Annotated in this window: 18 protein-coding genes; 10 read left to right on the plus strand and 8 right to left on the minus strand. The window is 66.1% G+C overall.

Translation table 11 applies throughout. The annotated features are described in order from the left end of the window. Window positions 1–69: 69 nt before the first annotated feature. The 4 genes from BMW90_RS11610 (at window position 70) to BMW90_RS11625 (ending at window position 5,626) form a co-directional block, all read left to right on the plus strand. Window positions 70–2,472, plus strand: coding sequence for a GcvT family protein (locus BMW90_RS11610; RefSeq protein ID WP_074836676.1), 2,403 nt, complete (start codon window positions 70–72; stop codon window positions 2,470–2,472). Continuing rightward, entirely contained in the window at window positions 2,472–4,010 is a 1,539-nt protein-coding gene (locus tag BMW90_RS11615; protein WP_139211341.1) for a trimethylamine methyltransferase family protein, read from the plus strand. Before BMW90_RS11610 ends, BMW90_RS11615 begins: the two co-directional genes overlap by 1 nt. Window positions 4,011–4,019: 9 nt before the next feature. After that, on the plus strand, window positions 4,020–4,679 hold the full coding sequence (locus tag BMW90_RS11620; protein ID WP_074836678.1) for a TetR/AcrR family transcriptional regulator: 660 nt from the start codon (window positions 4,020–4,022) through the stop codon (window positions 4,677–4,679). A 71-nt stretch (window positions 4,680–4,750) separates the two neighbouring features. Continuing rightward, complete coding sequence (locus BMW90_RS11625) at window positions 4,751–5,626, plus strand: DMT family transporter (protein WP_074836679.1); 876 nt, start codon at window positions 4,751–4,753, stop codon at window positions 5,624–5,626. A gap of 3 nt (window positions 5,627–5,629) precedes the next feature. On the opposite strand, the gene BMW90_RS11630 is transcribed toward BMW90_RS11625, so the two are convergent. The 3 genes from BMW90_RS11630 to BMW90_RS11640 all read right to left on the minus strand — a co-directional run bounded on the left by BMW90_RS11630 (window position 5,630) and on the right by BMW90_RS11640 (window position 9,695). Then, complete coding sequence (locus BMW90_RS11630; protein ID WP_074836680.1) at window positions 5,630–7,870, minus strand: xanthine dehydrogenase family protein molybdopterin-binding subunit; 2,241 nt, start codon at window positions 7,868–7,870, stop codon at window positions 5,630–5,632. Window position 7,871: 1 nt separating this feature from the next. After that, window positions 7,872–8,333 (minus strand): (2Fe-2S)-binding protein, encoded by a 462-nt coding sequence (locus BMW90_RS11635; RefSeq protein WP_074836681.1) that lies wholly within the window; start codon window positions 8,331–8,333, stop codon window positions 7,872–7,874. Between the two features lie 171 nt (window positions 8,334–8,504). Further along, complete coding sequence (locus BMW90_RS11640; protein WP_074836682.1) at window positions 8,505–9,695, minus strand: lytic murein transglycosylase; 1,191 nt, start codon at window positions 9,693–9,695, stop codon at window positions 8,505–8,507. Window positions 9,696–9,923: 228 nt separating this feature from the next. Between BMW90_RS11640 and BMW90_RS11645 the strand changes: the two genes are divergently transcribed. After that, window positions 9,924–10,304: a response regulator transcription factor gene (locus BMW90_RS11645; protein WP_048532040.1), complete on the plus strand. Its 381-nt coding sequence runs from the start codon at window positions 9,924–9,926 to the stop codon at window positions 10,302–10,304. On the opposite strand, the gene BMW90_RS11650 is transcribed toward BMW90_RS11645, so the two are convergent. Continuing rightward, on the minus strand, window positions 10,268–11,263 hold the full coding sequence (locus BMW90_RS11650; protein WP_074836683.1) for a glutathione S-transferase family protein: 996 nt from the start codon (window positions 11,261–11,263) through the stop codon (window positions 10,268–10,270). The two genes, BMW90_RS11645 and BMW90_RS11650, sit on opposite strands and share 37 nt — an antisense overlap. Window positions 11,264–11,401: 138 nt before the next feature. Further along, a complete protein-coding gene (locus BMW90_RS11655) occupies window positions 11,402–12,580 on the minus strand; it encodes a MalY/PatB family protein (RefSeq protein ID WP_074836684.1) in 1,179 nt (392 codons plus the stop codon). Between the two features lie 98 nt (window positions 12,581–12,678). Here BMW90_RS11655 and queA point away from each other — a divergent pair, with 98 nt between their 5' ends. From queA to lpdA, 4 genes are all read left to right on the plus strand, one after another. Continuing rightward, a complete protein-coding gene (gene queA / locus BMW90_RS11660) occupies window positions 12,679–13,734 on the plus strand; it encodes a tRNA preQ1(34) S-adenosylmethionine ribosyltransferase-isomerase QueA (RefSeq protein ID WP_074836685.1) in 1,056 nt (351 codons plus the stop codon). A 97-nt stretch (window positions 13,735–13,831) separates the two neighbouring features. Then, window positions 13,832–15,088, plus strand: a complete 1,257-nt coding sequence (locus BMW90_RS11665) for an MFS transporter (protein ID WP_074836686.1) — start codon at window positions 13,832–13,834, stop codon at window positions 15,086–15,088. A gap of 90 nt (window positions 15,089–15,178) precedes the next feature. Beyond that, entirely contained in the window at window positions 15,179–15,754 is a 576-nt protein-coding gene (locus tag BMW90_RS11670; RefSeq protein ID WP_048532035.1) for a DUF924 family protein, read from the plus strand. 66 nt (window positions 15,755–15,820) lie between these two features. Beyond that, window positions 15,821–17,215: a dihydrolipoyl dehydrogenase gene (gene lpdA, locus BMW90_RS11675; protein WP_074836687.1), complete on the plus strand. Its 1,395-nt coding sequence runs from the start codon at window positions 15,821–15,823 to the stop codon at window positions 17,213–17,215. Between the two features lie 168 nt (window positions 17,216–17,383). On the opposite strand, the gene gltA is transcribed toward lpdA, so the two are convergent. Both gltA and gltX read right to left on the minus strand, forming a co-directional pair. Further along, entirely contained in the window at window positions 17,384–18,679 is a 1,296-nt protein-coding gene (gene gltA / locus BMW90_RS11680; protein WP_048533809.1) for a citrate synthase, read from the minus strand. Window positions 18,680–18,760: 81 nt separating this feature from the next. Continuing rightward, on the minus strand, window positions 18,761–20,176 hold the full coding sequence (gltX, locus tag BMW90_RS11685; protein WP_074836688.1) for a glutamate--tRNA ligase: 1,416 nt from the start codon (window positions 20,174–20,176) through the stop codon (window positions 18,761–18,763). A 77-nt stretch (window positions 20,177–20,253) separates the two neighbouring features. Here gltX and BMW90_RS11690 point away from each other — a divergent pair, with 77 nt between their 5' ends. Next, window positions 20,254–22,269 (plus strand): ComEC/Rec2 family competence protein, encoded by a 2,016-nt coding sequence (locus BMW90_RS11690; protein ID WP_074836689.1) that lies wholly within the window; start codon window positions 20,254–20,256, stop codon window positions 22,267–22,269. Window positions 22,270–22,272: 3 nt separating this feature from the next. Here the strand turns inward: BMW90_RS11690 and lexA are convergent, their stop codons facing one another. Next, the gene (lexA, locus tag BMW90_RS11695) at window positions 22,273–22,974 is read right to left on the minus strand and encodes a transcriptional repressor LexA (RefSeq protein WP_048532031.1); all 702 of its coding nucleotides are present in this window, start codon (window positions 22,972–22,974) and stop codon (window positions 22,273–22,275) included. Between the last annotated feature and the right edge of the window lie 113 nt (window positions 22,975–23,087).

Raw genomic sequence — 23,087 nt, forward strand, 5'->3', positions numbered from 1 at the left:
TTGGACAAAAATGTCTAGACGGAATCAGAGACCCGTCCTACCGTCGCCCTGACAGCCAGGGAGAGCGCCATGAAATCGCAATACCGCGTGGTCGTGATCGGGGGAGGCGTCGTGGGCGCCTCGGTGCTCTATCATCTGGCCCGGTATGGCTGGACCGATGTCTGCCTGATCGAGCGCGACGTGCTGACCGCAGGGTCGAGCTGGCATGCGGCTGGGGGCTTTCATGCCTTGAACGCCGATCCAAATATCGCGGCGCTGCAAGGCTATACCATCGACCTGCTGTCAGAGGTCGAGGCCGAAAGCGGCCAGTCCATCGGCATGCATATGACCGGTGGCATGCATCTGGCCGGCACCCCCGACCGTTGGGAATGGTTGCAGGCCAATTACCGCACCTTTCAATCCATCGGCATCGACGACGTGCACCTTATTACCCCCGACGAGGCGGCGCAGCTCTCGCCGGTGCTCAACACCGAGGGCATCCTCGGCGGCATGTGGGCCGACCGCGAAGGGTATGTCGATACCACCGGCACGGTGCATGCCTATGCCATCGCCGCGAAAAAGCGCGGCGCCGAGGTGATCGAGAAGAACCGCGTGCTCGAACTGCATCAGGTGCCCGGCGGCTGGCAGGTGGTGACCGAGCAGGGCACCGTGAGCTGCGAACATGTGGTCAACGCCGGCGGGCTCTGGGCCAAGCAGGTCGGGCGGATGGCCGGGGTCGAGCTGCCGGTCTCGCCGCTGGCGCATCATTACCTGATCACCGACACCATCCCGCAATTGCAGGGGCTGGAGCGGGAACTGCCGATGTGCGTCGATCTCGAAGGCTTTACCTATTCGCGGCAGGATCAGCAGGGGATGCTGGTGGGGATCTATGAGCTGACCCCCAAGCACTGGATGATGGACGGCGCACCCTGGAATTACGGGGTCGAGCTGTTGCAGGAGGAACCCGACCGGATCGAAAGCGAGCTGTGCCACGTCTTCAAACGTTTCCCGGTGCTGGAAAGCGTCGGCGTCAAGACCTGGGTGCATGGCGCCTTTACCTTTTCGCCGGATGGCAACCCGTTGGTCGGGCCGGTGCGCGGCAAGCCCGGCTATTGGTGCGCCTGCGCGGTCATGGCCGGGTTCCTGCAAGGCGGCGGTGTCGGCAAATCGCTGGCGGAATGGATGATCCACGGCGAGACCGAGGCCGATGTCTTTGGCATGGATGTCGCGCGCTACGGCGACTACGCGGCGAACAAGACCTATATCCGCGAAACCACCGGCCAGTTCTATTCCCGCCGCTTCGTGATGACCTATCCCAACGAGCAACTGCCGGCCGGCCGGCCGCTCAAGATGGCCCCGGCGCATGACGCCATGCGTGCCGCCGGCGCCCGCTGGGGCGAGAGCTGGGGGCTGGAGGTGCCGCTCTACTTTGCGCCCGAGGGGTTCGAGGAACATCCGAGCCTGCGCCGTTCCAATGCCTTCGATCTGGTGGCCCAAGAGGTGCGCGCCACGCGCGAGGCCGTGGGGCTGCTGGATATTTCGGGCTTTTCGCGTTTCGAGGTGACGGGGCCGGAGGCCGCCGCCTGGCTCGATCACCTGCTGGCCGGTCGGCTGCCGGGGCCGGGCCGCACCCGGCTGGCGCCGATGCTCTCGCCCAGCGGACGGCTCAAGGGCGATCTGACGGTGTTCAACTGGGGCGATGGCATCTGGTGGATCATGGGCAGCTACTACCTGCGTGAATGGCACATGCGCTGGTTTGCCGATCATGCGCGCCCCGGGGTGGCGCTGCGCGACATTTCGGATGCGGTGGTGGGGTTTTCGCTTTCCGGCCCGAACAGCCGCCGGGTGCTGGAACAGCTCACCGAAGGTCCGATTTCCGAGCTGCCCTTCATGGGCTGCGGGCGCTTCGACATCGGGCTGATCCGCGCCCATGTCGGCCGGCTCTCGGTCAGTGGCGCGCTGGGCTACGAGATCAATTGCACCGCCGCCGAACATGTCGCGCTGCGCCGCATGCTGCTGGCGGCGGGGGCGGACCTCGGGATACGCGAAATCGGCTATGAGGCGCTCGGCAGCCTGAGGCTGGAAAAGAGCTTTGGTATCTGGTCGCGCGAATTTACCCAGATCTACACCCCGGCACAGACCGGCATGGACCGCTGGATCGACTGGTCGAAAGAGTTCTTCGGAAGTGATGCGGCCCGCGCCGAACGCGATGGCAACGGCCCGGCCCGGGTGATCGCCACGCTGGCGATCGATGCCGAAGACGCCGACGCCAGCGGCTACGAGCCGGTGTGGCAGGGCGACCGGCTGGCGGGCTACGTCACCTCGGGCGGCTATGGCCATTCCGTCGGCCGGTCGCTGGCGATGGCGATGCTGGACCGCGAGGCGGCGAATGTGGGCACCGACCTGACGGTGCATGTGGTGGGCAAGGCGCGGGCGGCGCGGGTGATCGCGCCTTCGCCCTATGACCCGCAAGGCAAGGCAATGAGGGCATGATGAGCGATCAGACCAAATCTCGCCGCCGCAAGCGCGCCCCTCGCGGCGCAGAAGCGCATCACCGCCAGATCGATTACACCGAGCTGCGCAGCCCGTTCCCGATCATGAAGGCCTTTTCCGACGACCGGATCGCGGCGATCCACACGGCGGCGCTGAACCTTCTGGAAACCGCCGGCATCAAGGTGCTGCTGCCTGAGGCGCGACAGATTTTGAAGTCCGCCGGTGCAAGCGTCGATGACGAAAGCCAGATGGTGCGCATCGGCCGCGAGATCGTGCGCGCCGCGCTGGCCACGGCGCCGCGCCGTGTGGTGATGAAGGGCGGCCGACCCGAGCGCGATGTGACGCTGGAGCTTGGCCGGCTGGTGTTTCAGCCCGGCGGCGGCACGCCGCATGCCTCCGACCGGTTGCGCGGCCGCCGCCCCGGCACCGGCCGCGATTTCCGCGAGCTGGTGCAGCTCACCCATCATTTCGACGCGCTGCAAATGGTCTCGGCGCTGCTCGAGCCGCAGGACATTGCCCCCAGTTTGCGCCATTACTTCATGATCGAGGCGCAACTCACATTGATGGACAAATCGCCTTTCGTCTATGGCCGCGGCAGCCCGCAGGTCCGCGAGAGCTTCGAGATGATCCGCGATTTCAGGGGGCTGTCGGACGCGGCTTTTGCCGCCGAGCCCTGGAGCTACACCGTCATCAATACCAATTCGCCGCGCCAGATCGATATTCCCATGGCCCAGGGACTGATCGATTTTGCCCGCCATGGCCAGATGGTGATTGTCACGCCGTTTACCCTGATGGGGGCGATGGCGCCGATCACCGTGGCCGGTGCCATGACGCTGAGCCATGCCGAGGCGCTGGCCGCGATTACCCTCAACCAGCTGGCGCTGCCCGGCGCGCCGGTGCTCTATGGCACCTTCACCTCGAACGTCGACATGAAATCCGGCGCGCCGGCCTTTGGCACGCCCGAGCATTTCACCGCCTCGCTGGTCGCCGGCCAGTTGGCGCGACACATCGGCCTGCCATGGCGCTGCGCCAGCGGCGCGGCCGGGGCGGCGGCGGATGCGCAGGCGGCGAATGAAACGCAATTCGGCCTCTGGGGCTGCCTGCTGTCCGGCGCGACGGTGGTGATCCATGCGGCGGGCTGGCTGGAAGGCGGGCTGACGCTGGGCTATGAAAAGCTGATCACCGATATGGAGGTTCTGCAAATGGTGGCCGAACTCTGCACGCCCACATCCGCCGCCGATGCGGAGCTGGCGCTCGATGCCCTGGCCGAGGTGCAGCCGGGCGGCCATTTCTTTGGCTGCGCCCATACCATGGAACGCTATCAGACCCAGTTCTATCAGCCGCTGGTCGCCGATTGGTCGAATTACGGCCGCTGGCAGGAAACCGGCAGCCAGAACGCCACCGAACGCGCCACTGGCATCTGGCAGGGCATTCTCGCGGCCGGCAAACGCCCCGGGACCGACCCCGCCCGCGTCGCCGCCTTGCACGCCTATATCACCAGACGCAGCGCCGAAGGCGGCGCGCCGCCGGAAAGCTGAGGCAAGCGCATGGCAAACGGCCCGGTGCTGCACCGCGACGATCCCGACAAGGAGCCGCTGGTCGGCCATATAAAGGTCACCCGCGAGGATTGGCTCAACGTGGCGCGCGATATTCTGGTGACCGATGGTGTGGCCGAGGTCAAGGTGCTGGCCATCGGCACCCGGCTCGAGGTCTCGCGCTCGAGCTTTTACTGGTATTTCAAGAGCCGCAAGGATCTTCTGTCGCAATTGCTCGACGATTGGGAGGCGCGCAACACCGCCCGGATCGAGGCCCATTGTGCCGCGCCCGCGGCGACGATCACCGGTGCGATCTGCAATTTCTTCCGCTGTTTCATGGATCCGGCGCATTTCGATCAGGGGCTGGATTTCGCCATCCGCGAATGGTCGCGCCGCGACGGCCAGGTGCGCCGCCGCATCGATCTGGCCGACAAGGCCCGGATCAAGGCGGTCACCGCGATGTTTGCACGGTACGGATATGACAGCTACGAGGCCGATGTCCGCGCCCGCATCCTCTATTTCATGCAGCTCGGCTATCACGCGCTTGACCAGACCGAGCCGATGGCCGACCGGGTGGCGCGCACCCGGGGCTATCTGCTGGGCTTCACCGGGCAAGAGGCCGATCCGGCGGCGCTGGCAGACTTCACCGCATTTGCCGAAAGCCTTGGCTGAGATCTTGCGCATTGCCGCGCCGCCGCAGGCCCGATAGGCAGCGGTAAAAGGCATTCTGGCGGGGCAGCGGCATGACACGGGGCGGACGGATGATGGGCATCGCGGCGGTGATCGCCGCGGCGGCGCTCTGGGGCACCACCGGCACGGTTCAGGCGCTGTTGCCGGAGGGCAAGCAGCCACTTGTGGTCGCGGCGCTGCGGCTCTCCTTCGGCGCCGCCGCGCTGATCTTTCTGGCGGCGCTGCGCCCTGAGAGCCGGCGGGCCTTTCGCGATTTGCCGCCGGCGGTGGTGATCTTTGCCGGGCTGGCGATCGGGCTTTATAACCTGTTGTTTTTCTGGGCGGTTTTCGAGACCGGCGTGGGGGTCGGCACGGCCATCGCCATCGGCTCGGCGCCGCTCTGGGTCACCGCCTATGAGATCGGTATCAAACGCCAGTTGCCCGACAGGCTGCGTGCTTTCGGCCAGGCGATCTCGATCTGCGGCGCGGCGTTGCTGGTGCTGTCGGGCGCGGACGCCGGCGCCTCGGGGTTCGGCGTCGCCCTCGCGGCGCTGAGCGGCGCGGCTTATGCCGCCTATTCGCTGGCCACCAGCCGCATCAGCCAGCGCGCGCCCTCGGCCACCGTGGCCGCCGCCACCTTCACCGTTGCCGCCGTCGCGGTGCTGCCGGTCTTCCTGATCGTGCCGCTGGGGTGGCTGGCGGCGCCGGGCATCTGGCCTGCGATGCTGTTTCTCGGCATCTGTGCCACCGGCGTCTCTTATGCGCTCTACACCTGGGGGCTGGGACGGGTCGCGGCCTCGACCGCCGTCACCCTCGCGCTGATCGAGCCGCTGACCGCCTGGGCGCTGGCGACCGTGGTGGTGGGCGAGGTGCTGACGCCCGCCAAGCTGGCGGGCGCGGTGCTGCTGATCGCCGGCCTGGCGATTGTCACGGTGTTTCCGAAGCGCTGAGCTTCAGACGAAATCGACGAATTTCGCAAACGGCATTTCGCGCAGCCGTGTGCCGGTGGCGGCAAAGATCGCGCTGGCCAGGGCAGGGGCGGCGGGCGGCACCGGCGGCTCGCCAATGCCACGGACCCTGTCGCCGTTCTCCAGCCCGCGCACCGCGATCTTGGGGGTCTGATATAGCCGCATGGCCGGATAGCCGTCATAGTTCGACTGCTCCGCTCGGCCGTCCCGATAGGTGATCTCGCTGTGGATCGCATGGCCCAGCGCAAAGATCACGCCGCCCTGCACCAGGTTTTCGAAATTCACCGGGTCGAGCACCCGGCCCACCTCGGCCGCGACCCAGACCTTTTCGAGCCTGATGCCGTCATCGGTGGCCCGCACCTCGACTACTTCGGCGCAGCGCACGTCGAAGCTGGTGGTCAGCGCCACGCCGCGCCCCCGGCCATCGCCCAGCACACCCTCCCACGACGACATCTCGCCCACCGCCTCGAGCACGTGCCGCGCCAGCGGGTCGTTACAGAGCCGCAAGCGTTCCGCCAGCGGATCGGCCCCGGCGGCATGGATCAGCTCGTCCAGCGCGGCATTGTGGAAAAAGCCGGCGTGCGAGGCGCCCACCGAGCGCCAGGACGAGATCGGCGCCAGCGGCGCGGCGCGGTAGCCGGTGACCCGATGATGCGGAATGGCAAAGGGCGCGTTCCAGGCGCCGGCGACAATCTGGCTGTCGGGGCCGGGGACGGAAATGCCCTGGCGGCCCATCTGCGAGACCATGACCGACGGGCTGGCGATCGACAGATCCATCGCCGCGACCTGGCCGGCGTCGACCGTGCCGCGCAGCCGCGCCATGGCGATCTGGCGGGGAAAGTCGTGGGTCATGTCCTCTTCGCGCGAATAGGTGAGCTTGATCGGCACGCCGGGCATCTGCACCGCGATTTCGGCAGCGCGTCTGACCACCTCATCCTCGAGCCGGTGCCCAAAGGAACCGCCCATCATCTGCACATGCAGCGTGACATCCTCGGCCGCGATCCCGGCAATGGCGGCGACGTTTTTCTGAACGAAGCGAGGGACTTGCGTGCCGGTCCAGACCTCGGCCTTGCCGTCCCTCACGCGCACGACGGCGCTGATCGGTTCCAGCGGCGCATGGGCGAGATAGGGCGCGCGGTACTCGGCCTCGATCACCTCGGCGGCCTCGAGCGCCGTGTCGACATCGCCGTCGTCGCGCTGGCGGCTGTCGCGGGCGTCCTCGGTGAAGGCGTCCGCCAAGGCCTGCCAATGATCCGCCATCGTGGCGGGCATCTCGGCCGGTCCCCATTGCACCTCGATCGCCTGTGCCGCCTGAAAGGCGCGCCAGGTGTTGTCAGCCACCACGGCGACGCCGCCGGTAACCGGCAGCACCGCCTGAACGCCGCGCATCTTTTCGGCCACGCTGGCGTCAAACCCCCGCATTTCGCCGCCCTGCGCCGGGTTCAGCTTGACGGCGGCATGCGCCATGCCGTCGATCTCGACATCGATGCCATAGACCTGGGTGCCGGTGCTCTTGGCCAGAATGTCGATCCTCTGCATCGGCTGACCGAGCTGGCGCCATTGCGAGGGATCGCGTGGCGGCACGTCCTGCACCACCTCGACCTGGGCCAGCGCGGGGGTCAGCGCGGCATAGGGCAGGGCGCTGCCGTCGGGCAGGAGAACCTGGCCGTTTTCGGTGCGCAGCTTGTCTGCCGCCACGCCGGTCTGGTGAGCCGCGGCCGCCTTCAACGTTTCGCGGGCCGAAGCGGCGGCGGCGCGCAGCTTGTCGAACTGGTCGGGCACCGTGGTCGAGCCGCCGGTGATCTGCATGCCCATCATCTTCATCACCGCGCCGACGGCGGTTTCGGCGACAGTGCGCATCAGCCCTTCGGAGGGTACCGAGAACTCCGCCGCCTCTTCGGCCAGCGCGGTATTCCAATAGGCCGCCCCCGGCGGGCCGGGATCGGTGCGGACCTCTGCCAGATCGAGGTCGAGCTCTTCCGCCAGAAGCGCCGCCTGCACGTGATAGGCGCCCTGGCCCATGTCGGCGCGCGGGGTGATCAGCGTCACCCCCCGGGCGTCGAGCCGCAGATAGGGCGTGAGCGCGGCCTCGCCCGGGGCTAGGCTGTCGGCCAGCGGGTTTTCATGTGGCTTGCGCACCGTATAGATGCCAAAGGCGACGCCGCCGGCGACAGCGGCAGAGCCGACAAGGAAGGCGCGGCGGGTGAAGGTCTTCAACCGGCCCATGTCACGCCTCCCGCAGCCTGGCGGCGGCGCTGTGGATCGCCGCGCGAATCCGCGGATAGGTGCCGCAGCGGCAGAGATTGCCCGACATCACCTCATCGATCACCGCGTCGCTGGGGGCCGGGTCTTCGGCCAGAAGCGCGGCGGCCTGCATGATCTGGCCGGACTGGCAGTAGCCGCATTGCGCCACCTGATGTTCGATCCAGGCGGCCTGCACCGCGTGCAAGGCCTCGGGTTGGCCAAGTCCTTGAATGGTGGTGATTTCCGCGCCCTCGGCATCCTCGGCCCAGACCTGACAAGAGCGGACGGCGGCGCCATCGAGATGCACGGTACAGGCGCCGCATTGGGCAATGCCGCAGCCGTATTTCACACCCTTGATCTTCAGCTCGTCGCGCAAAACCCACAACAGCGGCATGTCGGCCTCGACATCCACCTCATGCGCCACGCCGTCCACGGTCAGTCTCATCGCCCCTCCGGTGGGATTGCCCTGTTGGTCAGAGGATAGGGACGGCGGGGCGAGAGCGCTAATCTTACGTGGCGTTAGGCCGGCCGGGCCGGGCGCGCATGATCGTCGGCACTTCGTCCTGACGCGGGACGTCAGCCGGCGCGGCGCACCGGGGGCGCGCCGCATCCGGGATTACAGCCGGTTCAACAGATCGCGGGTCGGCCAGGCGTCGGCGGGCAAGCCCAGCTCCTGCTGCACCTGTTGCACCGCGTTGCGGGTGCCGGCACCAAGGATGCCGTCGATCTCGCCGACATCATGGCCGCGCGCCCGGAGCTTGCGCTGAAGCTGCTTCATCTCTTCGTCGCCCAGGCCCGGTTCCGGGGTGCCGGCGTCGAACACCGCGGCGCCTTCCAGCCGGTTGGCGAAATAGGCGGCGGTCAGCACATAGACAAAACTCTTGTTCCACTCGAAGTAGACGTTGAAATTGGGATAGGCGAAAAACGCCGGGCCCTTGCGGCCCTGCGGCAGGATCAGCGCCGCCGGCAGATCCGCCGCCTGACCATCGCGCACGCGCACGCCCATCGCCTGCCAGTCCGAGGGGGGGCGCGGCTGGTCGAGCCCGGTGAGCGACCAGTCGAGATCGGCGGGCACGGTCACCTCCTGCAACCACGGCTCGCCGGCCCGCCAGCCCAGATCGCGCAGCATGTTGGCGCCCGAGAGCAGCGCATCGGGGGGCGAGGTCTTGAGGCTGACCTGGCCGTCGCCATCACCGTCGACGCCATTGGTCAGGATGTCCTCGGGCAGCATCTGGACCATGCCGATCTCGCCGGCCCAGGCGCCGGTGGTGGTGCGGGGATCGAAATTGCCGCGCTCAAAGAGGTCCAGCGCCGCAAAGACCTGCGGCCGGAAGAGCTCGGGCCGGCGGCAATCATGGCTCAGCGTCACCAGCGCATTCAACGTGTTGAAATCGCCCTGCACCTGGCCATAGTCGGTCTCGAAGGCCCAGAACGCCAGCAGCACGCCGGGCGAGACGCCGTATTCCCGCTCCATCCGTGCGAAGACGTCGGCATGGCGCTGCCGGTTGGCCTTGCCGTTGTCGATCCGGTTCTGGCTGATCAGGCGGCGGGCGAAATCGACAAAGGGCATCTGAAACACCCCCTGACGCCGATCGGCGCGCAGCACCGCCGGATCCTGCTGGACGCCGGCAAAAAAGCGATCGACGGCGGCGGCGGAATGGCCCTTGGAGACAGCCTCGGATTTCAGCCCGGCCACGAATTGCGAAAACGAGCCGCCGCAGTCCTGCGCCAGGGCGGGTGACGTCAGGACGGGCGAAGACAGGGCAAGCACGCAAGCCAAAACGGACGCACGGCGGAAAAATCTCATGAAGGACCCTCTGGATATGCCAATTTCACGGCAACCTAGCAGCCATCGGCCCGGGGACAAGCGCCAAGCCCGAAGCCGGGCCGCCGCCCGCCGGGCTGGGGCCGCGGCGGGCGAATTATCGCCTGCGCTCCGGATTTTAATCACTTGTTAAGGAATTTGGCCGAGGCTGCACCTCAGGGCACGGTGACATTCACGAGTTCAGGTCATGAGGTCATTGAGGTCAGGGACATGCACGTATTGATCGTCGAATCCAATCCGTCGCTGGGTCTCATATGGGCGCGTCATCTCGAGCGTTTCGGCGCTCGGGTGGTGCTCGTAGATGCGCCTCCGCCGGCGATTCAGGCGCTGACCGACACCGAATTCGAAGTGATCGTTCTCAACCTCGTGCTGGGTGACGGGGCGGCGCTGACCGTGGCCGATTTCGCCTCCTATCGCCAGCCCGAGGCACGGATCATCTTTGTCACCAACGCCGGCTTTTTCTCGGACGGGTCGATCTTTCAGTTCTTCGGCAATGCCGCCGCCATCGTGCCGTGCACGACGCCGCCAGAGGATCTGGCGGCGCTGGTCGAGCATCACGCCGCTTTCGGAACCGACAATTCGCGGCCATGAGGCGCGTTGAAATCGATGTCGGGCCCGATCGGCACGATCCGGTGCGGATTGATGGTCTCGTGGCTGTAGTGGTAGTGCCGTCGGATGTGATCGAAATTTACCGTCTCGGCCACGCCCGGCACCTGATAGAGTTCTCGGGTATAGGCCCAGAGATTGGGGTAATCGACGATCCGCGCGCGGTTGCATTTGAAATGGCCGTGATAGACGTGATCGAAACGCACCAGCGTGGTGAACAGCCGCCAGTCGGCCTCGGTCAACCGGTCACCCATCAGATAGCGTTTGCCGCTCAGCCGGTCTTCCAGCCAGTCGAGCGTGTCGAACAGCGGCCGGACAGCCGCGTCATAAGCCTTTTGCTTGGTGGCGAAACCGGCCTTGTAGACGCCGTTGTTGACCGTGTCATAGACCCGGGCGTTGACCTCTTCGATCTCGTCGCGCAGCGCTTCGGGCCAGTAGTCGTCATGGTTGCCGGTGATTTCGTCGAAGGCGCTGTTGAACATGCGGATGATCTCGGCGCTTTCGTTGCTGACGATCGTCTTGCGCACCTTGTCCCAGAGAACAGGCACCGTCACCCGGCCCGAGACCTTGGGATCGGCCTTGAGATAGATGTCGCGCAGGTAGGGCAGCCCATAGAGCCGGTCGCCGGTGGCACCGGGATAGCCGGCGTCGAGCTCCCAGCCGTCTGACAGCATGTCGGGATGCACCACCGAAACGCTGATGAAATCCTCGAGCCCCTTGAGCTTGCGAAAGATCAGCGTGCGATGCGCCCAAGGGCAGGCAAGACTGACATAGAGGTGATACCGTCCGCATTCGGCCGGAAAACCGCCATCGCCACTGGGGCCGGGCGCACCGTCTGCGGTGATCCAGTTGCGGAATTTCGCGGTCGAGCGTTCAAAGGCGCCGCCGGTTTTCTTGGTGTCATACCATTGGTCGTGCCATGTGCCGTCGATCAGAAGTCCCATGTCATCCTCCTTTGAGTTGACACAAGACATAGCTTGCATCGGCGCACAGAACACCGGAATTAACGCGCAAGACCTGCGCATTTCTGCACAGCTCTGGTGGGAACCCGGCGGTGGGCCGGGTAACCCCCGCGCCGCCACTTATTGAAGGTCGCCAAAGGCCTTTTGCAGCCGCTCCACCGCTTCGGCCACCCGGGCGCGGGGGGTGGCGAAATTGAACCGCAGGAAGGTCTCGCCGCCGGCGCCGAAGGTCGGCCCGTGGTTCACCGCGATGCGGGCGTGTTTCTCGACTCGGCGCAGCAGCTCTTCATGCTCCATGCCGGTGCCCTTGAAATCGGCCCAGGCCAGATAGGTCGCCTCGAGCGGCATGGAGGTGACGCCCGGCAACCCGTTCAGCCCCTCGTCCAGCAGCTTGCGGTTGCCGTCGAGATAGGCGACCAGCGCATCGACCCAGGCAGCGCCCTCGGGGCTGTAGGCCGCCTCGACCATGTGCATGCCAAAGGCATTGGTGGAAATCCCAAGGCCCCCCATGACGGCGGAATATCTCGCGCGCAGCCTGGCGTCGGGGATGATCGCATGGCCGGTGTGATGGCCGGCAAGGTTGAAGGTCTTGCTGGTGGCGCCCAGCACGATCAGCCTGTCGCGGGCCTCGGGCACCGCCACATCGGTGGGCAGGAAGTTGGCCCCGGGAAAGACGATGTCCTGGTGGATTTCGTCCGACACCAGGATCAGGTCATGGCGGCGGCAGAATTCGGCCACGCCGCGCAGCTCCTCCGCGCTCCAGACCCGGCCGCCGGGATTGTGCGGCGAACACAGCAGCAGCACCTTTTCGCGCCCGGTCATCTGCGCATCCCAGGCGTCGAAATCCATTTCGTAGCGGCCATCGCGGTTGGCCAGTTCACATTCCACCGCCGTGCGGCCGGCGGCGCGGATGATCCGGCCAAAGGCGTGGTAGACCGGCGACATGACGACAATGCCGTCGCCCGGCTCGGAAAAGGCATGGATGCAGAGCGCCGCCCCGGTCACCACCCCCGGCGTATAGCGGATCCAGCTGTCCTCGATCTCCCAGCCGTGGCGGTTCTTCATCCACCAGACGACGGCGGCATTGGTGGCCGAGGCATCGCCGAAATAGCCATAGACACCATGGGCGGCGATTTCTTCCAGCTTGGCCTGCACCGCCTGCGGCGGGCGGAAATCCATGTCAGCCACCCACATCGGAATGCCGTCGTCGGGCGAGACGCCGTAATGGCCCTCCATCGCATCCCATTTCGAGGAATGGGTTCCGCGGCGGTCGATGATCTCGTCGAAGTCGGGGGACATGGGCAAACTCCTGATATTTGCCGGGACGCTAGCAATTTGCTGCGGGGATGCAAGACCCGCCGATTGCCCCCGCAGGGAGGCTCGGCTAGAGGAAGCGCATGCAACTCTCCGATTTCGATTTCGACCTGCCGCAAGACCGCATCGCAACGCGCCCCGCGCGGCCCCGTTCCTCGGCCCGCCTGCTGGTGGCCGAGGGCGACGCCGTGACCGATGCCCATGTCTTCGACCTGCCGGATTGGCTGCGCCCCGGCGACCGGCTGGTGCTTAACGACACGCGGGTGATCCCGGCGCGGCTCTCGGGCAGCCGGCGGCGCGAGGGCGCCCAGGGGCCGACCGAGGCGCGCATCGGCGTGACCCTGCTCGAGCCGCAGGCAGACGGCACCTGGTCGGCGTTGATCAAGCCGCTCAAGAAGGTGGCCGATGGCGAGGTGATCCGCTTTTCCGACGCCCTGTCTGCGGTGATGGAGGCCCGGGCCGAAGGCCAGGGCCTGTTGCGCTTCAACCTTGAAGGCGAGGATTTCGATGCCGCGCTGGCCGAGGCCGGCGCCATGCCGCTGCCGCCTTACATCGAGGCGCTGCGCCCGGCCGACGCGCAGGACCGCGAGGATTACCAGACCGTCTGGGCGGCGCGCAAAGGGGCGGTGGCCGCGCCCACCGCCTCGTTGCATTTCGACGCCGCGCTTCTGGCAGCGCTCGAGGCCCGGGGCGTCGGCTTTACCAAGGTCACGTTGCATGTCGGCGCCGGCACCTTTCTGCCGGTCAAGGTCGAGGACGTGACCACCCACAAGATGCATGCCGAATGGGGCGACGTCAGCGAAGAGGCCGCGGCCGAGATCGCGGCCACCAAGGCGGCGGGCGGCCGGGTGATCCCGGTCGGCACCACCGCCCTGCGGCTGATCGAGACGGCGGCCCGCGACACCGGCGCCATCCGGCCCTGGCAGGGCGAGACCGACATTTTCATCTATCCCGGTTTCGCCTTTCGTGTCACCGATGCGCTGATGACCAACTTCCACCTGCCGCGCTCGACCCTGATGATGCTTGTCGCCGCCCTGATGGGCCGCGACCGCATTTTGCGCGTCTACGATCACGCCATCGCTAGCGGCTACCGATTTTTCTCCTATGGCGACGCCTCGCTCTTGATCCCGCAGAGGTAATCTGAGAGGCGTCAGGCCAAGCCCGCATCGAGTCGCTTTTGGGCCAGCGTTGACACCGAACTGGCGCTAGAGTGCCGGAAGTGAAAGGGATAAGCCCATGATGGCCGTGGTTTCAAACGCCTGGGCGTTGCTCCTTGGTATTATGCTCCTGATGGTTGGCAACGGCCTGCAAGGTACGCTGCTCGGTGTCCGGGGCGAGATCGAGGGCTTTACGACGCTCGAGATGTCGATCGTGATGTCGGCCTATTTCGTCGGCTTCCTAGGCGGGTCGCGCATGGCGCCCGAAATGATCCGCCGCGTCGGGCATGTGCGGGTCTTTGCCGCGCTGGGCTCGTTCATCTCGGCGGTGCTGATCCTCTATCCGGCACTGACCCATCCCATTGCCTGGACGCTGGGGCGGGTGATCATCGGCTTTTGCTTTTCCGGCGTCTATGTCACCGCCGAAAGCTGGCTCAACAATGCTGCCACCAATGAAACCCGGGGCCAGACGCTTTCGGCCTACATGATTGTCCAGATGGTGGGCATCGTCGCGGCGCAGGGGCTGCTGCTGGTCGCCGATCCTTCGGGCTATGCGCTCTTTGTCATCATCTCGGTGCTGGTTTCGGTGTCCTTTGCGCCGATCCTGTTGTCGATTTCGCCAACGCCGGCCTTCGACACCACCAAGCCGCTGAGCCTGCGCGAGCTTTACAGCATCTCGCCGCTGGGCTGTGTCGGCATGTTCCTGCTGGGGGGCGTGTTCTCGGCCCAGTTCGGCATGGCGGCGGTCTATGGCGCCGAGGCGGGGCTGACGCTGAGCCAGATTTCGATGTTCGTCGCGGCCTTCTACATCGGCGCGCTGGTGGTGCAATATCCGCTGGGCTGGCTGTCGGACCGGATGGACCGGCGGATGCTGATCCTTGCTGCGGCGCTGGTTTGCGGCCTGGGGGCCTTTCTCGGCGCGCTGACCGGCGGCTATTTCCCGGTGCTGCTGGTGGCCGCCTTCATGATCGGCGGCATGTCGAACCCGCTGTATTCGCTGCTCATGGCCTATACCAACGATTACCTTCAGGTCGAGGACATGGCCGCAGCCTCGGGCGGGATGATCTTCATCAATGGCGTCGGCGCCATTTCCGGCCCGCTGATCACCGGCTGGGCGATGGGGTTCTTTGGCCCGACCGGATATTTCCTCTATATCGGCTCGCTGATGATCCTGATGTCGGCCTATGCCGCCTATCGCGCCATGGTGCGGCCCTCGGTGCAGGTGGAAGAGACCACCTCTTACGCGCCGGTCGGCCCGTCGGCCACGATGGTCGCCGTCGAATTCGCGCAGGAATATGCCGTTGCCGAGGCCGAAGAGGATGAAAAGTCGGGATAAAGTGTTAACTCTGTCGCAAATTGTGATCACCATTTTAGCCAAACATTATGTAACGTGAATATAAGGGGGGTGAACGTGAGGAGACCAGAGATGGTAGCACCCGAGGATATTCTGGCCTTTTGGCTGGACGATATTGGACCCGAAGGCTGGTACGTGGCCGATGCCGCGCTTGACGCCAAGATCCGCGACAGATTTCTCGACGCCTGGACCGGCGCGATGGAGGGGCGATACGCGCTTTGGCTGACCTATCCCAGCGGCACCCTGGCCTATCTGATCCTGCTGGATCAATTCTCGCGCAACATGTTCCGGGGCGAGGCCAGGGCCTTCAGCTCGGACCGGGTGGCAATCGCCGCCGCCAAGAGCGCGATCGCCAAGGGCTATGACCTCAAGATCGACCCGCCGGCGCGGCAGTTCTTTTACCTGCCGCTGATGCATTCGGAAAACCTCTGCGATCAGGAGCGTTGCGTGCGGCTGATGGCCGAGCGGATGCCCGAGGCCGAGGGCAACCTGCTGCATGCCCGCGCTCACCGCGAGATCATCCGCAAATTCGGCCGTTTTCCCTATCGCAACGAGGCGCTGTCGCGGCGGGCCACCGCGCCCGAGCAGGCCTATCTTGCCGAAGGCGGCTATGGCGAGACCTTGCAGGAGCTGCAACAGGCGGTCTGAGCCATAGCGATTGAAGCTCCCCCGGCCATCGGCTAGCGTTTGCCGACATGAACGGGAGGGCGCAGAATGGCAGGCCAGAGCTTTGACATGATCGTAATCGGGGCAGGGCCGGGCGGCTATGTGGCCGCCATCCGGGGCGCCCAGCTTGGCCTCAGCGTGGCGATTGTCGAACGCGAGCACATGGGCGGCATCTGCCTGAACTGGGGCTGCATCCCGACCAAGGCGCTGCTGCGCTCTTCGGAGGTCTTCCATCTGATGCAGAACGCCGGCGCCTACGGGCTCAGGGCCGATGCGGTGGATTACGACCTCGACGCCGTTGTCAAACGCTCGCGCGGGGTGGCGAAACAGCTCAACGCCGGCGTCAGCCACCTGATGAAGAAGAACAAGGTCACCACCTTCATGGGGGCGGCGACACTGCCCGGCGCCGCCAAGGTCCGGGTCAAGACTGACAGCGGCACCGAAGAGCTGTCATCGAAGAACATCGTGCTCGCCACCGGTGCCCGCGCCCGCGAATTGCCCGGGCTCGAGGCCGACGGCGATCTGGTCTGGACCTACAAGCACGCGCTGGTGCCACCGCGCATGCCGAAAAAGCTTCTGGTCATCGGATCGGGCGCCATCGGCATAGAATTCGCCAGTTTCTACAATACCCTGGGCGCCGAGACGACGGTGGTCGAAGTACTCGACCGCATCCTGCCGGTGGAAGATGCCGAGATCTCGGCCTTCGCGAAGAAGGCCTTTGAGAAACAGGGCATGGTGATCCGTGAGGCATGCATGGTCAAACAGCTGGACCGCGGCAAGGGCAAGGTCACGGCGCATCTGGAGCAGGGCGGCAAGGTCACCAGGGAAGACTTCGACACGGTGATCTCGGCGGTGGGCATTGTAGGCAATACCGAAGGCCTGGGGCTCGAGGCGCTTGGCGTGAAGGTCGAGCGGGCCCATGTGGTGACCGACCGGCACTGCCGCACCGGCGTCGAGGGGCTTTATGCCATTGGCGATGTCGCCGGCGCGCCCTGGCTGGCGCACAAGGCCTCGCACGAGGGGGTCATGGTGGCCGAGCTTATCGCCGGCGGCGCCCCGCATGCGGTCGATCCCGATGCGATTGCCGGCTGCACCTATTGCCAGCCGCAGATCGCCTCGGTCGGGCTCACCGAGGCGCAGGCGAAAGAGGCCGGCCACGAGATCCGGATCGGCCGCTTTCCGTTTATCGGCAATGGCAAGGCCATCGCCCTGGGCGAGCCGGAAGGGCTGATCAAGACGGTGTTCGACGCCAAAACCGGCGCGCTGCTCGGCGCGCATATGGTGGGGGCCGAAGTGACCGAGCTGATCCAGGGCTATATCGTCGCCCGCCAGCTCGAGACCACGGAGGAAGATTTGATGCACACCGTCTTCCCGCATCCGACGCTGAGCGAGATGATGCACGAAAGCGTGCTGGATGCCTTTGACCGGGCGATCCACATGTAAGCGCCGCGCCCGCCGCCGCCGTGGAGCCGCGTACTTTGGAAAGAGAAGAAGCGGCAGGGTCTTCTTCTCTTTGGCAAATACGCAAGCCCGACCGCCAAGAGGTGCGCCGGTCACGAAAAAGGCGCCCCCGGTGACGGAGGCGCCCTTGAGCTGTCAGGACACTGCGGCTCAGCGCTTTTCGATATCCACGTAGTCGCGCGCGGTCTCGCCGAGGTAGAGCTGGCGCGGGCGGCCGATCTTGTTCTGCGGATCGGTCAGCATTTCCTTCCACTGGCTCACCCAGCCGACGGTGCGCGACAGCGCGAAGATCGGGGTGAACATCGAGGTCGGAAAGCCCATCGCCTCGAGGATGATGCCGGAGTAGAAATCGACATTCGGGAAGAGCTTTTTCTCGGCGAAGTAGGGATCGCTCAGCGCCGCTTCCTCGAGCGCCTTGGCGGTGGCCAGCACCGGGTTGTTCTCGACCCCCAGCAGATCAAGCACCTCGTCGGCGCTCTGCTTCATCACCGTCGCGCGCGGGTCGAAGTTCTTGTAGACCCGGTGGCCGAAGCCCATCAGGCGGAACGGATCGTTCTTGTCCTTGGCGCGGGCGATATACTCGGGGATGTTCTCGGGCGAACCGATTTCCTTGAGCATTTCCAGACAGGCCTGGTTGGCGCCGCCATGCGCGGGCCCCCAGAGGCAGGCGATGCCGGCCGCGATACAGGCAAAGGGGTTGGCGCCGGAGGAGGAGGCCAGCCGCACCGTCGAGGTCGAGGCATTCTGCTCGTGATCGGCGTGCAGGGTAAAGATCCGGTCCATCGCGCGGCTCAGGATCGGGTTGACCTCGTAATCCTCGGCCGGAACGCTGAAACACATGCGCAGGAAGTTCGACGCATAGTCCAGATCGTTGCGCGGATACACGAAGGGCTGGCCGGTGTGGTATTTGTAGGCCCAGGCCGCGATGGTCGGCATCTTGGCGATCAGCCGGATCGAGGCGACCTCGCGCTGCCAGGGATCGGAGATGTCGGTGCTGTCATGGTAGAAGGCCGACATTGCGCCGACCACACCCACCATGATCGCCATCGGATGGGCGTCACGGCGGAAGCCGCGGAAGAAATACTGCATCTGCTCGTGCAGCATGGTGTGGTTGGTCACCCGGCTTTCGAAATCCTCGAGCTCGGTGGCGGTGGGCAGGTTGCCGTAGAGCAGCAGGAAGCAGACCTCGAGGTAATGCGATTTGCTGGCCAGCTGGTCGATCGGGTAGCCGCGGTGCAGCAGCACGCCCTCTTCGCCGTCGATATAGGTGATGGTCGAGTCGCAGGCCGCCGTCGAGGTGAAGCCCGGATCATAGGTGAAAACACCCGCCTGGCCGTAAAGCTTGCGGATGTCGAGCACGTCCGGCCCCACGGTCGGGCTGTGGATCGGGAGCTCATAGCTCTGATCGCCAATCGTGAGGTTCGCGGTCTTGTTGCTGTCTGCCATGGTCATCCCTTCGTCCTTGAGCCGCGCAATCCTGCCTCGGCAATCCATAAATCACGTGACGGTCAATCGGTTTGCAAAACCTCAACCGGCCTCAGTCGCGGCGTGGGTCAGTCGCAGAATAGTCTCGTCCTTGCCCAGTACCAGCATCATGTCAAAGACGCTGGGGGTCACCGCGCGCCCGGCCAGAGCGGCCCTGAGCGGGCCTGCCATCTTTCCGAATTTGATCCCGAGGGTCTCGCCAACCCGGGCTGTGACCGCCTCCAGCTCTTCCCGGGTCCAGCTAGCATTTTGCAACTGCGGCGTCAATCTGTCCAGTATACCACGGGATACATCGTCCAGGTTCTTGGCCGCCTTGGCATCCGGCTCGATCGGGGTGCTCGTCAGGGCAAAGTGTGCCTTTTCAAGCAGTTCCGGGAATGTCTTCGCGCGCTCCTTGAGGCAGTACATGGCGCTCAGCATTTTTGCCCGCTGCGCTTCGGTCAGGGGCGGCTGGCCGCTCACGGCGAGATAGGCCTGCACTTCTTGCAGCAGCGCAGCATCGTCGGCGACGGCGATATGCTGGCCGCAGAGATTTTCCAGCTTTTTGAAATCGAACCGGGCGGGGGATTTGCCGATCCCGTCGAGGCCGAACCACTCGATGGCCTGGCCGTCGGTAAAGAACTCGTCGTCGCCATGGCTCCAGCCCAGCCGCGCCAGATAGTTGCGCATGCCGGCCGCCGGGTAGCCCATCGCCTGATACTCCTCGACCCCGAGCGCGCCGTGGCGTTTCGAGAGCTTCTTGCCGTCGGGCCCGTGGATCAGCGGAATATGCGCCCAGACCGGCACATCCCAGCCCATCGCCTGATAGATCATCATCTGCCGGGCGGCATTGTTGAGGTGGTCGTCGCCGCGGATCGCATGGGTCACCCCCATGTCGTGATCGTCGACCACCACCGCCAGCATGTAGACCGGCGTGCCGTCAGAGCGCAGCAGCACCATGTCGTCGAGCTGGTCGTTGCGGATCGTCACATCGCCCTGCACCGCGTCGCGGATCACCGTCGCGCCGTCGAGCGGCGCCTTGATGCGCACCACGAAAGGCGCCTCGGGATGGGATGCCGGGTCGGCGTCGCGCCAGGGCGAGCGGAACAGGGTGGAGGTGCCCCGGGCCTTGGCAGCCTCGCGGAAGGCGGCGATCTCTTCCTGGCTCGAGAAGCACTTGTAGGCCTTGCCGTCGGCGAGCAACTGATGCGCCACCTCGGCATGGCGGTCGGCGCGGGCGTGCTGGCTGATCACCTCGCCATCGTGATCGAGGCCCAGCCAGTCGAGACCGCGCAGGATCGCATCGGTGGCTTCCGGGGTCGAACGCGCGCGGTCGGTGTCTTCGATGCGCAGCAGAAACTTGCCGCCACGGCCGCGGGCGAACAGCCAGTTGAACAGCGCGGTGCGCGCGCCGCCGATGTGAAGGAAACCTGTGGGCGAGGGGGCGAAACGGGTCACCACCTGAGAGACGTCGGACATGGGGGCCGTTAACCTTTCGATAACCATGGCGGGATAGCTTGAGGCCTGATTACCCTCCGCAGCGGGCGGGAACAAGCATGTGGATGTGGCAGGCAATCGGTCAGGGGATCCTCGGTCAGCGGGGCGCGCTGATGCCATGGTCGCCGGTGATGCTTGCTCTGGGCATTGGGGGGTACTTTGCGCTTCGCCAGGAGCCGCCGGTCTGGGCGCTGATCGCGCTTGCCGGCTGCGCCGTGGTGGCGTTCCTGGTTGCCTGGAAGGCCGGGCCACTGCTCGGGCCCGGCCTTCTTGCTGCCGGTCTGGTTGCGGCCGGGGTGGCGCTTGCCGGCGCCCGGGCACAGGCGGTGGCCGCGCCGGTTCTGGATTTTCGCTACTATGGCCCGATCGAGGGCCGTGTTGTCGGCATGGACCGGTCGGCCTCGGGCGCTTTGCGGCTGACGCTGGACCGGGTGCGGCTGCATCGGGTGCGCGAGGTGCCGGCCCGGGTGCGTATCTCCTTGCACGGGCCGCCGGGGGCGGTGCCGCGCCCCGGCCTGCGGGTGATGACCACCGGCCATCTGTCGCCGCCCCAGGGCCCGGTCGAACCCGGCGGTTTCGACTTTCGCCGCCACGCCTGGTTTCTCGGGGTCGGTGCGGTGGGCTATGCCCGGGTGCCGCTGGTGGTGAGCGCACAGCCCGATGGCGGGCAACCGGTCTTTGCCCTGCGCATGCGCCTGTCGCGGGCGGTTCAGGCGGCGTTGCCCGGAGAGGTCGGGGCCTTTGCCGCCGCCATCACCACCGGCGACCGGTCCGGCATGGGCGAAGCGACCAAGCAGGCGCTGCGTGACACCAACCTTGCGCATCTGCTGGCGATCTCGGGGCTGCACATGGGGTTGTTGGCCAGTTTCGTCTTTGGCGCCGTGCGGCTGGCGCTGGCGGCGGTGCCGGTGGTGGCGTTGCGGGTGCCGGGGCGCAAGATCGCGGCCCTTGCCGCGCTTGTTGCGGCGGCGGGCTATCTGGCGCTGTCGGGTGGCAACGTGGCGACGGAACGCGCCTTTGTCATGGTTGCCGTGGCCCTGACGGCCGTGCTGTTCGACCGCCGCGCGATCAGCCTGCGCGCGGTGGCGGTTGCGGCGATGATCGTGCTGATCCTGCGGCCCGAGGCCCTGCTGGGCCCGGGATTCCAGATGTCCTTTGCCGCGACAACGGCGCTGGTGGCGGTGTTTTCGCGGCTGCGCGGCGCGCCGCAGATGATGCCGCGCTGGCTCTGGCCGTTGGTGGCGGTCATGCTGTCCTCGGCGGTGGCGGGGCTGGCCACCGCGCCGGTCGCGGCGGCGCATTTCAACCGGATCGCGCAATGGGGGCTGTTGGCCAATCTCACGACCGTGCCGCTGATGGGCCTCGTCGTGATGCCGGCCGCGGTGGTGGCGGCCTGCCTAGCGCCGTTCGGTCTCGAGGCGCCGGCGCTCTGGTTTCTGGGGCGCGGCCTGGCCTGGGTTCTGACCGTGGCGCACGAGGTCGCCGGATGGGATGGCGCGCTGCGGCATGTGGTGGCGCCGGGCGCTCTGGTTTTGCCGCTGATGGCCCTGGGCGGGCTGTTTTCCATGCTCTGGCGCGGCCGGGTCGCGATGCTGGGCGCGGGGCCGGTTCTCGCGGCTCTGGCGCTCTGGTCCACCGCGGAAAGGCCGGCGATCTTGATCGCCGCATCCGGCGGTCTGGTCGGCCTCACCGGCGAGAGCGGCCGGGCGTTGAGCCGCGCGCGCGGCTCCGGCTTCGTCGCCCGGGTCTGGCTCGAGAACGATGGCGACGGTGCCGATCAGGCCGGCGCTGCCCTGCGCTGGCCAGAGGTCGACGGCGGCCTGGCCTCTGCGCCGATGCCGGGCGGCGGCACGCTCTGGCATGTCGCGGGCCAGCGGGGGCGGGCATCCTTTCCCGGCTGTCGCTCCTCCGACCTGGCGGTCTTCAACACCCCCGGGCCGCATCCGGGCGCCTGCCTTGCCTTCACTCCCGAAACGCTGCGCCAAAGCGGCGCCCTGGCTGTCACCTTCTCGGAGGGCGCGCCGCAGGTCCGCACCGTCGCGGATCAGAGCGGGCGACGGCTCTGGACGCCGTAAGGCTCAGTAAGTGCGGATCAGCCCGACCAGCCGGCCCTGCACCTGAACCATGTCCTCGCGCACGATGCGGGTCTCGTAAGCGGGATTCGCGGCCTCCAGCGCGATGGCCCCGCCACCGGCGCGGCGAAACCGTTTCAAGGTGGCCTCCTGACCTTCGATCAGGGCCACCACGATATCGCCATTGTCGGCCACGTCGGTTTCACGGATCACCACGACATCGCCATCGTTGATCCCGGCGTCGATCATCGAATCGCCTTTGACTTCAAGAGCATAATGATCCGAGCCATGGCGCAGCATCTGCCCGGGAACGGCCACGGCATGCGAGGCATGGCTGATCGCCTCGATCGGGACGCCGGCGGCGATCTGCCCCATGACCGGCAGTTCCGCCACATGCATCGGCGCGCCCTGCGGATCGCGTGGGCCGGTGCCGCCGCCATCGATGACCCGCGGCTGAAAGGCCTGCGTCGCCGCAGTCGGCGCGCCGCCAAGGGATTCCGGCAGTTTCACGATCTCGAGCGCGCGCGCCTTGTGGGCGAGGCGACGGATGAATCCGCGTTCTTCCAGCGCTGTGATCAGCCGATGGATGCCCGATTTCGATCGCAGGTCGAGCGCCTCTTTCATCTCGTCAAACGAGGGCGGAACACCGTCAGTCTGGATGCGCTTGTTAATGAAATCGAGCAAATCGAGTTGCTTTTTCGTTAACATGGTATTCGCCCTTCGGAATTTATTGATTTGGGTTTTGTTCTACGCATGTTCCCGTTTTGTGTCAATGGGCCCTGTGGATAACATGTTTAGAATGCGCCCGAGAATGCCGGTGG

The organism is Marinovum algicola (assembly GCF_900109145.1).
Taxonomy (GTDB): Bacteria; Pseudomonadota; Alphaproteobacteria; order Rhodobacterales; family Rhodobacteraceae; genus Marinovum; species Marinovum algicola.